General features: G+C 50.2%; 7 protein-coding genes, 3 tRNA genes and 3 rRNA genes. 12 read left to right on the forward strand and 1 reads right to left on the reverse strand.

Features of this window, described 5'->3' with window-relative positions:
* Window positions 1-231 precede the first annotated feature (231 nt).
* The 12 genes from ABGT88_RS01795 to ABGT88_RS01850 all read left to right on the forward strand — a co-directional run bounded on the left by ABGT88_RS01795 (window position 232) and on the right by ABGT88_RS01850 (window position 14707).
* Window positions 232-3894 carry a GH92 family glycosyl hydrolase gene (locus ABGT88_RS01795; RefSeq protein ID WP_346702800.1) on the forward strand — a complete coding sequence of 1221 codons (3663 nt, stop codon included), beginning with the start codon at window positions 232-234 and terminating at the stop codon, window positions 3892-3894.
* A 255-nt stretch (window positions 3895-4149) separates the two neighbouring features.
* A complete protein-coding gene (locus ABGT88_RS01800) occupies window positions 4150-4479 on the forward strand; it encodes a hypothetical protein (RefSeq protein WP_298662179.1) in 330 nt (109 codons plus the stop codon).
* Window positions 4460-5059 carry a GDSL-type esterase/lipase family protein gene (locus tag ABGT88_RS01805; protein ID WP_346700090.1) on the forward strand — a complete coding sequence of 200 codons (600 nt, stop codon included), beginning with the start codon at window positions 4460-4462 and terminating at the stop codon, window positions 5057-5059. The genes ABGT88_RS01800 and ABGT88_RS01805 overlap by 20 nt, the downstream gene beginning before the upstream one ends.
* The gene (locus tag ABGT88_RS01810; protein ID WP_143240973.1) at window positions 5056-5676 is read left to right on the forward strand and encodes a hypothetical protein; all 621 of its coding nucleotides are present in this window, start codon (window positions 5056-5058) and stop codon (window positions 5674-5676) included. Before ABGT88_RS01805 ends, ABGT88_RS01810 begins: the two co-directional genes overlap by 4 nt.
* 71 nt (window positions 5677-5747) lie before the next feature.
* Window positions 5748-6758 carry a RhuM family protein gene (rhuM, locus tag ABGT88_RS01815; RefSeq protein WP_241147863.1) on the forward strand — a complete coding sequence of 337 codons (1011 nt, stop codon included), beginning with the start codon at window positions 5748-5750 and terminating at the stop codon, window positions 6756-6758.
* A gap of 1 nt (window position 6759) precedes the next feature.
* Window positions 6760-7227 (forward strand): hypothetical protein, encoded by a 468-nt coding sequence (locus ABGT88_RS01820; RefSeq protein ID WP_087409408.1) that lies wholly within the window; start codon window positions 6760-6762, stop codon window positions 7225-7227.
* A gap of 377 nt (window positions 7228-7604) precedes the next feature.
* A 16S ribosomal RNA gene (locus ABGT88_RS01825) occupies window positions 7605-9136 on the forward strand.
* A 119-nt stretch (window positions 9137-9255) separates the two neighbouring features.
* Window positions 9256-9329 (forward strand) — tRNA-Ile (locus ABGT88_RS01830).
* Window positions 9330-9396: 67 nt separating this feature from the next.
* A tRNA-Ala gene (locus tag ABGT88_RS01835) sits at window positions 9397-9470 on the forward strand.
* 98 nt (window positions 9471-9568) lie between these two features.
* Window positions 9569-12435 (forward strand): 23S ribosomal RNA (locus ABGT88_RS01840).
* A gap of 79 nt (window positions 12436-12514) precedes the next feature.
* A 5S ribosomal RNA gene (gene rrf / locus ABGT88_RS01845) occupies window positions 12515-12623 on the forward strand.
* Together the 16S, 23S and 5S rRNA genes with 2 tRNA genes alongside form the textbook arrangement of a ribosomal RNA operon.
* 1999 nt (window positions 12624-14622) lie before the next feature.
* Window positions 14623-14707: transfer RNA gene (locus ABGT88_RS01850), tRNA-Ser, on the forward strand.
* Between the two features lie 287 nt (window positions 14708-14994).
* On the opposite strand, the gene ABGT88_RS01855 is transcribed toward ABGT88_RS01850, so the two are convergent.
* The gene (locus ABGT88_RS01855) at window positions 14995-15954 is read right to left on the reverse strand and encodes a hypothetical protein (protein WP_302726957.1); all 960 of its coding nucleotides are present in this window, start codon (window positions 15952-15954) and stop codon (window positions 14995-14997) included.
* Window positions 15955-15996 lie beyond the last annotated feature (42 nt).

Consider the following 15996-nt stretch of genomic DNA (forward strand, 5'->3'; position numbering starts at 1 on the left):
CGGCATAGATATGTCACAAAGATTTCATGAAAGGAGAATGGTTGATTTTTCTCTAAGGTCCATTTTTTGAGGGTATGGTTTTGGGGGATGCTGCTTTGAAAGGTGTCTCATATAAAAACACAATCATTCATCTTAAATTGTTTTATCATGAGAAACGTAACCTTTCTTATTTTAATGTGCTTTTTGTCTTTTTTTACGCCGGCTTATGCGGTGTATGACAATCTTTATTTGGTGGGTAATGCAACCGAAGCGGGGTGGAACCCCGATGCGGCTATTCCTATGGAACGGAGCGAAGCGGGTGTCTTTTCGTGGACGGGTACGCTGACCGATTATAGCGTGGACCAGGCCCGATTCAAATTTCTGGTGGCTAACCGTTGGGAGCCGTCGATTACTTGTCGTTGCGACGTGTCGGGGCACTTGCTGGTCGAGCCGGGGGTCGAGTATGATTTGTATGAACGTCCTACGGCCAACGACGGATACGACAACGCTTTTCAAGTGGCGGTGACTGGTGTGTATACTCTTGAGGTGAACCTCAACACGATGAAGATGGTGTGCACGAAGCAGGATGAGACCGAGCGGGAGAATTGGGAGTATGTGCGTCCCGAGATCGGTGCCGATGGCGAGGGGCATGTATTCCCGGGTGTCTGCACGCCTTTCGGTCTGGTAAAACTGGGGCCCGATTGCGGCGACATGAATGCCAATGCCGGGTGGAGTAGCGGCGGTAATATACATGGCTTCAGTCATCTGCACGTGAGTGGAACCGGCGGAGGCCCCAAATATGGCAATATTTTGTTTCAGCCGATGACGGGCGACTTGAACTTGGCCGACTATTCGTCGGCTCGCACGGACGAACGGTTCGGGCTGGATTTGTACGAAGTGACCTTGAGCAAATACAACATCGGTGTGCGGCTGACAGCATTGGACAGAGCGGGGTTCCACGAATATACGTTCCCGCAGTCGGCTTCGTCGAAGGTTCTGATTGACGCAGGCAGTTGCCTGACGCTGAATGTAGAGTCGCAAGAGTTGATGGCTTCGGGAGTAAAGATTCTTTCCGATCATGAAATCGAAGGCTACTCGACCGTTCGCGGGGGGTGGAATCTGGGAGACCCGTATACGGTCTATTTTTATGCCATATTCGATACTCCGGCCGATGCGTATGCGGTGTGGCGTGGTACGTCGGTATTGACGGGTAACGAGGTCGATGCAACCGGTATCGAGAAGTCGGGAGCTTATTTCGAATTTAATACGACCGAGTCGCAGAAGATTCGGGCAAAGGTGGGCATTTCGTTTATCAGTACGGCCCAAGCCAGGGAGAATGTATCGGGTCTGTCGTCATGGAGTTTCGATGAGGTACGTCAGGCAGGTATCGACCGATGGAACGAGGTGCTGAATACGGTAGATGTCGAGGGAACCGACAACGACAAGACTATTTTCTATTCGGCTCTGTATCATGCCTGTCTTCAGCCCAGCGACCGCACGGGCGAGAATCCGCTGTGGCAATCGGACGAACCCTACTACGACGATTACTATGCGATATGGGATACGTTCCGCGCCACTCATCCGTTGTTTACGCTGCTTACTCCTTCGCGTCAGGCCGATATGGTGCGGTCTATGATCGATATTTATGAGCACGAAGGATATATGCCCGACGGTCGCAGCGGTAACTGCAACGGTCGGGTGCAGGGGGGCTCGAACAGCGACATCCTGATAGCCGATGCAATGGTCAAGAATCTGCCGGGTATCGACTATGAAAAGGGGTTGGCGGCCATGATCAAGAATGCCGAGGTAGAGCCTGCCGACCCTCGTAAAGAGGGTCGTGGCGGTGTCGAGGAGTATAACAGCAAGGGGTATCTGTCGACGGCTACCGAGCGTTCGGGGAGCCGCACCTATGAGTATTCCTATTGCGACTACGCCATTGCCACGGTAGCCGGGAAGTTGGGCCAACAAGAGGTTTATGAGAAATACCTCGAGCGGTCGAACAACTGGAAGAATCTGTGGAACGACAACATCAACAGCTTGGGATTCAAGGGATTCTTGTGGCCGAAAAACAGTAACGGCGACTGGGTGAACGAACGGGACTACAACGTGTTCCGTCGCGACGGCTGGGAAGGTATCGTATACGAGTCGTTCCCGTGGGAGATGTCGTTTTATGTGCCTCACGATGTAAACGGGCTCATTGCCCGCTGTGGCGGCAAGGAGACCTTCTTGCGTCGGCTGGATACCTATTTCACCCATGTCGAGAACGGATTCGACCAGGGCAGTTACATGGGGCTGTTCCAGATAAGCAACGAGCCGGCCTTCCTGGTACCGAGCCTCTATAACTATGTGAACCGCCCCGACAAGGCTGCCGAGATTGTGCGCAAGGTCTTGAAAAACCGATACAACATATCGGCTACCGGGCTGCCCGGTAACGACGACTCGGGTTCGATGTCGGCCTGGTATATCTTCCATGCCATGGGCTTTTTCCCCAATGCGGGGCAAGATGTATACCTCATTTCGAGCCCGGTATTTGCACATACGACCATTCGTCTCGAGAATGGAAATACGTTTGAAATCGTAGCTACGGGAGCCAGCGACAAGAATATTTATATCCAATCGGCCCGCCTGAACGGTGAACCGCTCGACCGCTGTTGGTTGCGTCACGACGAAATCGTGGCCGGCGGTACGCTCGAATTTGTCATGGGTGAGGAGCCCTCGACCTGGGCTTTCGATGGTGAAACCCCTCCCTCTTCGCCGGTAGGCATCGACGAGGTGTCGCCTGAGATTGAGTCGCCCCAGGTCCGTATCCAGTCGTATAGTGCTCAGGTGGGGGAGAATGAAGCGGCTTATTGCCTTTTCGAAGAGCCTGAGAAATATGTCAAGTGGTGCGACAACAAGAGCACCGAGCCGTGGGTGATTTTCGAGTTGGCCGATGTCTATGAGGTCGACCGCTTCGTCTTTCGCGACTCCAAAACGGTAGAGGGCAACAACAACGTGCACTCCTATCGCATCTATACCAGTCTGACCGGCGCCGATGGCGATTGGGAAGAGGTGGTGAACCGTAACGACGAAGCCGCCGGAAATGCCAACGTGAAGGACCATCGTCTGGCCGAACCGAAGGCCGCCCGATATGTCAAATTCTCCATGGAGCTCCCGACCGGCGAGAATGCCGTGCGTATCTATGGATTCGATATATATGGGCACTTGAAGGAGCGGGTCGATCGGGGTGCGCTGGTCAGCGTGGGCAAGACTTTTTTGAAGTCGTCGGGCTCCCGATCGTTCTACGCCAATGCCCGTCACCTGTTCGACGGTGTTACCGCCGATACCGAGTATCATTGGACATTCGACAAGTCGGCTGCCGACCGTCACTATTGTATCGTCGATCTGGAGGATGTCTACAAGGTGAATACCTTTAAGGTATATGACTCGGGACAGATTGACGGATATAACGTCTATGTGGCTACCGAATGTCCCGACCTTGATAAAGACAATGCGACCGACGGAAACGAAGGGTGGACTCTCGTCACCTCGGGCCTGAACAAGAACTGTAAATCCGTGACGATAGAGCCGGTCGAGGCCCGTTATGTGAAACTCGAGATACCGAGCGAGCATGTTGAAGGAGAATCGGCTTCGGTGACCGAGTTTGAGGTGTATCGAAGCGATACCCCGACAGGCATTGAAGCTACTGGAAACGAAGATTTTGCCGTCTATCCCAACCCGGTGAAGCGGGGAGAGTCGCTGCATTTGATGGCACAAGGGCTCGTGAGTATCTATACGATAGATGGCAAGCCGGTGTGGAGTAGTTGGGTCGATGAGGCTGCAACACTCTCGACCGATGATTTTTTGCCTGGAATCTATTTGGGTCAGGTCAATGGCTTGGAAAGAAACGAATCGTTCAAGTTGATTGTGGAATAAGGAATCCATTAGTTTGATAATTCAAAGGGGAGGGTGAGGCGCTGCACGAGAAGTACCTCGTCCTCCTCTTTTCATTTTGCATGTTTCCTGTGTATATCTCCCGCTCGAAATGCTTCAAAATTGTCGGGTTATGCCACGTTCTACTCAAAATAGTATTACATTTGCGGTGCCAATTATTTATTTGTTGAAGTAAAGAATCGATACCGTGCTGTTTAATTCCTTAGAATTCATACTGTTTTTTCCGATAGTTTGCTTGTGCAAAGCCTGCAAGCTATTATCGGACAGGTGCAGGCCGACGATGTAGAGTTGTTGGTCGTTATACCTCCCTGTTACAAGCGGTTGATGGCCGGGGGTAATCCATATTCGAAACAACTGCTGAAACAGGTGTGTCAAGAGCATGGTGTTCAGGTGATGGATTACAGCGAGATGGACTATTTTTGGCAGCGACCTGAATTGTTTTACGACAACTCGCACTTGAATGGCGAGGGGGCCAACGTCTTTACACAGATGTTTATCGGCCAGATTTTGAAAAGTGAGTTTTACCAACGTGTAAAAAATAAGAGCGATGAATCGAATAAGAACTAAATTTTTGATTGTGATGACGATGTTGATGGGTTTAGCCTCTTCGTGTTCCGACGATGGTGTATCCGAACTGTGCTTCGTAGGCGATTCGCTGGTAGCCGGTTGGGATGTGAAGTCGTCGTTCCCTACCCGTGTGGTGCGAAACGATGGCGTGAGCGGGGCCCATTTGGAAGATATTCTCACCTGGAATCTCGATTACCAGGGTAAAGATGTGGTGATGCTCATCGGTACGAACAACTTGGGCTATGAATTTATCGACGAGCAGACGCGCCCGCAGTTCATTGCCGATTTTGTCGAGGAGTATCGACATACGATCGAGACATTGGCTCCTCGTCGTGTCTTTGTCATCTCAATCCTGCCACGGAGTGCCGAGAACGACGACAAGAATATTTCGCTATATATCCGTGAACTGAATGCGGCCCTTGAGCAAATGGTAGCCACATTGGGTTATGGAACCTTCGTCGATGTGTATGACTATTTTCTGTACAAAGGGGGTATGAATATGAACTATTCGCTCGACGGACTCCACCTGAACGATTTAGGTTATAATATATTGAATGTAAGATTGTCAAAAGAGTTATGAAACTGAAATATCTGCTTTTAGGAATTGTCGCTTCGCTCGCTTGTAGCGGGTGGGCGCAGGTCGATACGCTCTCTGCAAAATCCGTTTTCGTAGGATTGCGAAACAACAAATACGTATTTGCCGGCTATCAATCGGGCAAATGGTCGGTAGGCCTTGAGAATACATTGTGGATACGCAACCCCAAAGAACAGTATATCCGGGCTGTCGGGGGCTATCGGCTCGATACGGGCCTGTGGGGTATGCTCTTTTTGGCCGATGCATTTGCCGGTGCCAACTATGCCGGCCGGTACTACGACGGGAGTGTGAAAGTCGGCTTGGACAAGACCTTGGACCGGTTCAGCTTTGGGGCCGGAGTCATGGCGCTTTACGATTCCGACCTGGGTTACAACACCTGTTATACGGTACATGCCGCTTGTCGCATCATTCAGGAAGCCTCGCTGGTCGTAGATATAACCAACATTCCAGAATACCGTATGCCCGAGCATCGCATCGTACCCGGGTTGTTGTTCCGGGCGCGTAAACTTTGGGTACGCCCCGAGCTCTCCATCCCGCTCAACGACAATATTCAGTTTACCCGGGTACTGCTCTCGTTCCGATACGACTTCTTATTGAAATAATATAATCAATTGAATGACCTATGACCGATACTCTTCAGCTCAACGAGCACAACAAGGAAGAATATCCGCCCATGCACACCACCGAGTTGGAAGCCTCTTCGATTGTGATATATACGACTGCCGATAATCAAATTTCGTTAGAGGTAAAGATGAATGGCGATACAGTGTGGCTTACACAAGGGCAGATGGCCGAATTGTTTGGCCGTGATAGAACGGTGATAGGCAGGCATATAAAAAGTATATTCCAAGAGGGTGAGTTGAAGCCCGAAGAGGTGTGTGCAAATTTTGCACATACCACTCGACATGGTTCGTTAAAGGGGAAATCTCAAACTCGTACAATCGTTTACTACAACCTCGATGTGATTATTTCGGTCGGTTATCGAGTAAAAAGTTTGCGCGGTACTCAGTTCAGACAGTGGGCGAATAGAATATTAAGGGAATACCTTGTCAAGGGGTTTGTTGTCAATGAAAAACTTAAACTGGATCGCTATCAGGAGTTGAAGAGTATGGTCCATATCTTGGGCAATACGATAAAGCGACAAGACATGTTGACCTCGGATCAGACTAAAGGGTTATTGGCTGTAGTAACTGATTATGTGTATGCACTTGACATATTGGATAAATATGATTATCAGCAACTCTCTATCGAAGCAACAACTCAAGGAGAGAGGTTTCATGCTACATACGAAAATGCCATGCAGGCAATTCAGTCGTTGAAAACCAAATTTGGCGATAGCGATTTGTTTGCTCATGAAAAAGACCAATCGTTCCGAAGCTCTATTGCTACGATATATCAGACCTTCGATGGGAAAGAACTCTATCCCAGCATCGAGGAAAAAGCCGCTATGTTGTTGTACTTAGTGACTAAGAATCATTCTTTTAATGATGGAAATAAGCGTATTGCAGCCATGCTTTTTCTTTGGTTTATGGAAAATAACGGTATTTTGTACAGGGCCAATGGTGAGAAACGTATTGCCGATAATACATTAGTGGCACTTACGTTGATGATAGCAGAAAGTCGAACCGAAGAAAAGGATATTATTAAAAAAGTAATAGTCAATCTAATCAATCAAAGAAATTGATATGGAGCAAAATTTGCAACCTCAGCTCAACGAGCACAACAAGGAAGAATATCCGCCCATGCACACCACCGAGCACATCGTCAACCAGACGATGATACGCCTCTTCGGGTGCGGTCGTGCAGTCTCGGCGCATATCGAAAGAAAGAAAAGCAAACTCGATTTCAAGTTACCGCAACCTCCCACCGAGGCCGAGATTCAGCAAATCGAAGATTGTGTCAACCGCGTGATTCAGGAACATCTGCCCGTAACCACACAATACATTACTCAAGACGAAGCCCGCCATCGTTTCGATTTGGCACGGCTCCCGCAAAATGCCTCCGAAACGGTGCGGGTTGTCAAGGTCGGCGATTATGACCAATGTCTCTGTATCGGGAAGCATGTAGAGAACACCTCCGAGATAGGGACCTTCAAAATCATCAGCCACGACTACAACGACGGTATCCTTCGGCTGCGATTCAAATTGCTATAATCTCTTGGCCCGATTGGGTGGAATTGGGCTCAAAAAACTTCTCGAGCTCGAACAGGAAGGTTTTTGAGTATAAAAAAGTCAAACCCGATAACCTTTTATAACAATCAGTAAATAAAAAGGTTGAACGAAATCGCTCGAAAATGCCGAAAATTTTTTGAAAAAAAAGTTGCTGAAAAATTTGGAAGGGAAAAGAAAAAGGGTGTATCTTTGCATCACTTTCGCCGCGAGAAAGGGCCGAAAAGACCTGACTCGGAAAGACGAAATAAAGTTCATTGACAAGACTGAAAAGAAGCAAGTGTAGTACAAGAGAAAAAGAGAGAACGAAGTCAATTCGGCCAGGAGTCCTTCGAAGGTATAAAATAAGAAAAATAAGATATACAACGAAGAGTTTGATCCTGGCTCAGGATGAACGCTAGCGACAGGCCTAACACATGCAAGTCGAGGGGCAGCGCGGAGGTAGCAATACTTCTGGCGGCGACCGGCGCACGGGTGAGTAACACGTATGCAATCTGCCTGTAACAGGGGGATAACCCGGAGAAATCCGGCCTAATACCCCATAACGACGAGATCTCGCATGGGGATTCGTCTAAAGAGAGCAATCTTGGTTACAGATGAGCATGCGGTCCATTAGCCAGTTGGCGGGGTAACGGCCCACCAAAGCGACGATGGATAGGGGTTCTGAGAGGAAGGTCCCCCACATTGGAACTGAGACACGGTCCAAACTCCTACGGGAGGCAGCAGTGAGGAATATTGGTCAATGGTCGGCAGACTGAACCAGCCAAGTCGCGTGAAGGAAGACGGCCCTAAGGGTTGTAAACTTCTTTTGTCGGAGAGTAAAGGTCTTCACGAGTGGAGATTTGCAAGTATCCGAAGAAAAAGCATCGGCTAACTCCGTGCCAGCAGCCGCGGTAATACGGAGGATGCGAGCGTTATCCGGATTTATTGGGTTTAAAGGGTGCGTAGGCGGCATGACAAGTCAGCGGTGAAATGCCCGGGCTTAACCCGGGAGCTGCCGTTGAAACTGTCGAGCTAGCGTGCACAAGAGGTAGGCGGAATGCGTGGTGTAGCGGTGAAATGCATAGATATCACGCAGAACCCCGATTGCGAAGGCAGCCTACTAGGGTGCAACGGACGCTGAAGCACGAAAGCGTGGGTATCGAACAGGATTAGATACCCTGGTAGTCCACGCAGTAAACGATGAATACTAACTGTTTGCGATATAATGTAAGTGGTACAGCGAAAGCGTTAAGTATTCCACCTGGGGAGTACGCCGGCAACGGTGAAACTCAAAGGAATTGACGGGGGCCCGCACAAGCGGAGGAACATGTGGTTTAATTCGATGATACGCGAGGAACCTTACCCGGGCTCAAACGCAGGGGGAATATGGGTGAAAGCCCATAGCCGGCAACGGCCGCCTGCGAGGTGCTGCATGGTTGTCGTCAGCTCGTGCCGTGAGGTGTCGGCTTAAGTGCCATAACGAGCGCAACCCCTATTGACAGTTACTAACGGGTCAGGCCGAGGACTCTGTCGAGACTGCCGGCGCAAGCCGCGAGGAAGGTGGGGATGACGTCAAATCAGCACGGCCCTTACGTCCGGGGCGACACACGTGTTACAATGGCAGGTACAGAAGGCAGCCAACCAGCAATGGTGAGCGAATCCCAAAAACCTGTCTCAGTTCGGATTGGAGTCTGCAACTCGACTCCATGAAGCTGGATTCGCTAGTAATCGCGCATCAGCCATGGCGCGGTGAATACGTTCCCGGGCCTTGTACACACCGCCCGTCAAGCCATGGAAGCCGGGAGTACCTGAAGCATGCAACCGCAAGGAGCGTACGAAGGTAATACCGGTAACTGGGGCTAAGTCGTAACAAGGTAGCCGTACCGGAAGGTGCGGCTGGAACACCTCCTTTCTGGAGAAGAGACACCAAAAAGAGGCCGAAGAGAAAGGTTCTCGGCTCTTGAACGCACTGCTTCTTTTCATTCATATATAAAAGGAAACAGAGACACCCGCCAGGGCACGATTTGAGACAGTCCTATAGCTCAGTTGGTTAGAGCGCTACACTGATAATGTAGAGGTCGGCAGTTCAAATCTGCCTGGGACTACACCGACTCTCAAGCGAAAGCAACCGAAAAGGAAGCTGAACAGAAAGAAGAGAGTAAAGTGGTAGCGGGGGGATTAGCTCAGCTGGCTAGAGCACCTGCTTTGCAAGCAGGGGGTCAACGGTTCGAATCCGTTATTCTCCACAGAAGATCCTTGACATGTTGGGAAAAAAGAGAACAAGAGCACGAAGCAAACCATATCAACCCAAAACGACAGCTCTTCATTACTGAAGAGAAGCCGCAAGAAAGTAAGAAAGGGCGCATGGGGGATGCCTAGGCTCTCGGAGGCGAAGAAGGACGTGATAAGCTGCGAAAAGTTACGGAGAGGCGCAAATAGCCCGAGACCCGTAAATCTCCGAATGGGGCAACCCAGTCAGCAATGACTATACCGCATGGCGGTAGGCAAACGCGGGGAACTGAAACATCTAAGTACCCGCAGGAAGAGAAAATAACAATGATTCCGCAAGTAGTGGCGAGCGAACGCGGAAGAGCCCAAACCGACGATGTTACGGCACCGTCGGGGTAGAAGGATCCATGACAAAGACAAGACCGAGCATAGCAGAATACGATGGAAATCGTAGCCATAGAGGGTGACAGTCCCGTAAGCGAAATGCGAAGGAAGTCGAATGGACACCTGAGTAACCCAGGACACGAGAAATCCGGGGCGAATCAGCGGGGACCATCCCGTAAGGCTAAATACTCCCGAGAGACCGATAGCGAACCAGTACTGTGAAGGAAAGGTGAAAAGAACCTCGAACAGAGGAGTGAAAAAGACCCTGAAACCATGCGCCTACAAGCGGTCGGAGCACGAAAGTGTGACGGCGTGCCTTTTGCATAATGAACCTACGAGTTACTGTTGCTGGCGAGGTTAAGCGATTCAGTCGCGGAGCCGAAGCGAAAGCAAGTCCGAACAAGGCGTATAGTCAACAGCAGTAGACGCGAAACCAAGTGATCTACCCTTGGTCAGGTTGAAGGTTGGGTAACACCAACTGGAGGACCGCACTGATAAGCGTTGAAAAGCTTACGGATGAACTGAGGGTAGGAGTGAAAGGCCAATCAAACTTGGAGATAGCTCGTACTCCCCGAAATGCATTTAGGTGCAGCCTCGGGCAAGAATGGCAGAGGTAGAGCGACTGATAAGATGCGAGGGCTTCACCGCCTATCAAGTCTTGACAAACTCCGAATACTGCCATTTGTTACCCGGGAGTGAGGGCATGGGTGCTAAGGTCCATGTCCGAAAGAGGAACAACTCAGACCACCAGCTAAGGTCCCGAAATAAGGGCTAAGTTGAACAAACGAAGTAAAACTGCAGAGACAGCTAGGATGTTGGCTTGGAAGCAGCCATTCATTTAAAGAGTGCGTAACAGCTCACTAGTCGAGGAGTTTTGCATGGATAATAATCGGGCATAAGCCCTTTACCGAAGCTGTGGATGTCGGAAGACGTGGTAGGGGAGCATTCCGTCGGCGGCGAAGGTCAGCCTCGAGGCTGGCTGGAGCTTACGGAAAAGCAAATGTAGGTATAAGTAACGATAAAGGGGGCGAGAAACCCCCTCGCCATAAGACTAAGGATTCCTGATCAACGCTAATCGGATCAGGGTAAGTCGGGACCTAAGGCGAAGCCGAACGGCGCAGCCGATGGAAGAAACGGTCAAGATTCCGTTACTGGTATAAGGAGCGACGTGGAGACGGAGAAGTGACACACCCGCCTGCTGACGGAATAGCAGGTTAAAGGAGGTAGGTAAACATGACCCAGGCAAATCCGGGTCGTGTGCCGAAACTGACAGTATCGAGAGCCCCCGGGCAATCGAATAGCGGTGGTAAGCAGGCTCCCGAGAAAATCCGCTAAGCATATTCTTATATCACCCGTACTCCAAACGGACACACGTAGTCGGGTAGAATATACCAAGGCGCTCGAAAGATTCACGGTTAAGGAACTAGGCAAATTGACCCTGTAACTTCGGGAAAAAGGGTCCCCAGTAAGATGGGGCGCAGAGAATAGGTCCAGGCAACTGTTTAACAAAAACACAGGGCTGTGCAAAATTTAAAGATGAAGTATACAGCCTGACACCTGCCCGGTGCCGGAAGGTTAAGAGGAGACGTCATCGCAAGAGAAGCGTTGAATTGAAGCCCCGGTAAACGGCGGCCGTAACTATAACGGTCCTAAGGTAGCGAAATTCCTTGTCGGGTAAGTTCCGACCTGCACGAATGGTGTAATGATCCGGACACTGTCTCAACCGTGAGTTCGGTGAAATTGTAGTATCGGTGAAGATGCCGATTACCCGCAACGGGACGAAAAGACCCCGTGAACCTTTACTGCAACTTAACATTGCGTTTGGGCATTCGATGTGTAGGATAGTCCGGAGGCTGAGAAGCGGTGACGCCAGTCATCGTGGAGCCGCTGTTGAAATACGGACCTTTGAATGTTTGAACGCTAACTCGCAGGAGCGAGGACACTGTTTGGTGGGTAGTTTGACTGGGGTGGTCGCCTCCAAAAGCGTAACGGAGGCTTCTAAAGGTACCCTCAGGCCGATTGGTAACCGGCCGCAGAGTGTAATGGCACAAGGGTGCTTGACTGAGAGACAGACAAGTCGACCAGGTAGGAAACTAGAGCATAGTGATCCGGTGGTTCCGCATGGAAGGGCCATCGCTCAAAGGATAAAAGGTACTCCGGGGATAACAGGCTGATCCCTCCCAAGAGCTCATATCGACGGAGTGGTTTGGCACCTCGATGTCGGCTCGTCACATCCTGGGGCTGGAGAAGGTCCCAAGGGTTGGGCTGTTCGCCCATTAAAGTGGCACGCGAGCTGGGTTCAGAACGTCGTGAGACAGTTCGGTCTCTATCTGTTGTGGGCGTAGGAAATTTGCGGGGGTCCGACACTAGTACGAGAGGACCGTGTTGGACAGACCCCTGGTGTATCGGTTGTTCCGCCAGGAGCACAGCCGAGTAGCTAAGTCTGGAAGGGATAAGCGCTGAAAGCATCTAAGTGCGAAGCCCGCCCCAAGATAAGATTTCCATGAGGGACGTCAAAGACGATGACGTAGATAGGTCGCAGGTGTAAAGGCAGCAATGCCAAAGCCGAGCGAAACTAATCTCCCGAAACTTTGCAGCGGCGGATAGTCGGGAAGGGCCGATAAGGTAAGTAAAAGTGTAAGTTCAAATTTTTTCAAACGTCAAGGATCGAGATATTCAAGGCGGTTATAGCACGGGGGATCCACCTCTATCCATTCCGAACAGAGAAGTTAAGCCCCGTCACGCCGATGGTACTGCGCAAGTGGGAGAGTAGGTAGCCGCCACCTTAAAAGATGAGCCGGAAGGAAGTCGAAGAGACAACCTTCCGGCTCTTTTTTTATGCCCTCCCCAATCCCCCGGAGGGCCTGCCGAGTCATCCCGCACTTGATGCGGGATCCAGGGAATACCCGCCTTAGTCATCCCGTACCTTTGGTAAACTCATCCCGCACTTTTTTATAATCACCTTTTTTAGTTTACCCAATCGCCTCCGATGCGGTCATTTAGTCATCCCGCACTTGATGCGGAATCCAGAGAATACCGGCAAGTTTACTCGTGAGATTCTCTTTCCTGGACCCCGCATCGCTGTGCGGGCTGACACGGTTCTCGACGTGGTATCCAGGATATACCCGCTGTTTATACCCAAAGAAAACAGCCGGCAGTACCGTCCGGGCCACTGGGGAGCACGGCCCGTGCATCCAGAATCGCCCTTTTCTTTTCCCGCAAAAGAAAAGGGAAAATCAAAAGAAAGCTCCCGGCTGATGTCCGAAAGCTGAAAAATCGCCTCCGCGGTCCGGGGAAAAAGAACTCCCGGGCTCATTCCACATCGTTATTTATTCCACAGGCTTTACTGCTCCGGGCCCTTCGACTGATTCGCCTCGGCTCAAACATCTTTTTCCCATGTTCGTCCCTCTCCGCCATTTTTCTTTACGCTTTCTCCCATAGGCCGGAGTGGCTTCGCGCTTCGGTCATACCGCACTTTGATGCGGCATCCAGAAATACCCGTTGTTTATGCCAAAAGAGAGCTCCCGGCTGATGTCCGAAAGCTGAAAAATGACTGCGAGGTCCGGGGAAAAAGAACTCGCCGGGCTCGCTTTGCAGCAGCCGTTCGGCTGGCTATACAGCTCCAGGTTCTCGACCGATACACTTCGGCTCAAACATCTTTTTCCCACGTTCGTCCCTCTCCGCCATTTTTCTTTCCGCTTTCTCCCATAGGCCGGACTGGGCAGCGCGCTTCGGTCATCGCCCCCGATGCGGCCACCCAGTCATCCCGTACCCCGACGCGCTCATCTGGTCATCCCGCACTTGATGCGGGATCCAGGGAGTACCCGCCTTTTGTCATCCCGCACTTGATACGGGGTGACACGGTTCTCGACGTGGTATCCAGGATATACCCGCTGTTTATACCCAAAGAAAACAGCCGGCAGTACCGTCCGGGCCAGTAGGGACGCACGGCCCGTGCATCCAGAATCTCCCTTTTCTTTTCCCGCAAAAGAAAAGGGAGAGCCAAAAGAAAGCTCCCGGCTGATGTCCGAAAGCTGAAAAATGACTGCGAGGCCCGGGGAAAAAGAACTCGCCGGGCTCGCTTTGCAGCAGCCGTTCGGCAGGCTTTACTGCCTCGGGCACTTCGATTGATTCGCCCCGGCTCAAACATCTTTTCCCTTCATTCGTCCCTCTCCGCCATTTTTCTTTCCGCTTTCTCCCATAGGCCGGACTGGGCTACGCGTTTTAGTCATCGCCCCCGACACGGTCATCTGGTCATCCCGCACTCCGATGCGGGATCCAGGAATACCCGCTTTTGTCATTCCGCACATTGATGTGGAATCCAGGAAATACCGGCAGAAGCACTTGCAAAATACACTCCCCTTACGGCCCCTTTCTGGACCCCGCATCGCGTGCGGGGTGACACCCTTTGTCATACCGCACTCCGACGTGGTATCCAGAAATATCCGGGGGGAGAGTCACTGTTGCTATTCCTCTTATGCCATGAACTGGACCCCGCATTGAGTGCGGGGTGACGCCCTTGGTCATGGCTTTGACGCGGTATCCAGAAATATCTGGGGGAGAGAGTCCCCGTTGTTATTCCTCTTATGCCATGAACTGGACCCCGCATCACGTGCGGGGTGACGTGCCGGGGTATGCTGCTCCTCGACGTAGCATCCAGGAAATAGAGGCAAGGGAATATTCGTTATCCATGGGGTTGGAATATTCAACCTAAAAAGTATAAAATTGCTTTTATATCTCAAATATAAGTTGTATCTTTGCACCGCTCAATAAGGCATCGACTATGGAGAGATGGCAGAGTGGTCGATTGCGGCGGTCTTGAAAACCGTTGAACTGAGAGGTTCCGGGGGTTCGAATCCCTCTCTCTCCGCAACAAAGGGTGTAAATCAAGTAATTACAAGATTTACACCCTTTTTTACACCCAAAAATTGAAGCAGAATGCTTTTGCAATGCAATTCTACCTTAAGGTATTGTTGTTTTGAAAAATGTTTCTCTGATGATGCTAAAATTTTCCTTTCTATTACGCTCTATCTCCAAAGTAAGGCTCTCTGCTTGTCAGATATATGTTTCTAATTTGCCGCTTAATACGGACATGATGCATGAATCGATAACCCCTCTATCTACAGCGATTACCTTATCTACTAATATTAATCTTGCTTATTTTCTTACTTTCAGGTAGAGGTCTTTGTTTGGCTTGCCATGCTCATCAAGAGAATAATGTAATACAAAATTGCATTGGTGCATAAATTTAGCTCCAATATAGTTGGCATTCACCACGCGGCTATTAACTACCTCACAAGAATCAACCCGTGTTCCGGCAACCGTAACGGGAATCTTGAAAACGGTGAGCGTATCGGTCAATTTCCCTCCGTGCTGTTTGATTTTTTCTTCGTAAGGAAAGTGCGTTTTCAGCCGGTCTGCAAGTGCGTTGTTTATCTCCAATACTCCTGTATAACCCAAATCGAGCGTAAAGCGTACTTCTTCATTCAATCCATTCATATAAACCGGAATGGAATCCTCGCGCAATCCTTGAGGGAGATAGGTCATTCCTGCGGTCTCCTTCGCCAGCAGATCTTTGTTATTGGAATGGAAAAGCGTCATCGTGCCCGCTTCCGTGTCGAATTTCCACGTGCCAATAGCCAACATTTCCGTTCCGAACACGCCTTCATCTATCACATCATATATCACGTTATCTTTGCGAATGCCGTTGAACATCGGTTCTTGGATGCTTGCCTCACCAAAAGCAATAGAAGTGAATGTGTACAATTCCGGAGAATTTTTCTCTTGATACGCATTGGTGCTTTTAATCGGCAGATTCCCCCAGTATTCGCCACCGTAGGCTTGGATGGAATCTTCGCGCATAAGGCTTGTCGCTTGCGTGTCGATACGGAGCGGAACTTTGTGCGTGCCGTTGAGGGTACAATCAATCAGAAACCAACCCTCTTTGCTGTACTGAATCGGATATTGATAGCACGCGTTTCCCGGCAGGGCTGAACGGTATGCAAGCGTATGCGAACTATAACGGATGAAAGGATAAATAAACCAAGCGGCTCCGGCAGCAATCAAGACTATCACTATCGCTGCGATAATCAAATTACGTTTTGTCTTTTTCTTCATTGTATTATTTATATATGTTCATTAAAAATAAGTAACTATAAG

This window comes from Barnesiella sp. An22 (assembly GCF_963931395.1).
GTDB classification, from domain to species: Bacteria; Bacteroidota; Bacteroidia; order Bacteroidales; family Barnesiellaceae; genus Barnesiella; species Barnesiella merdigallinarum.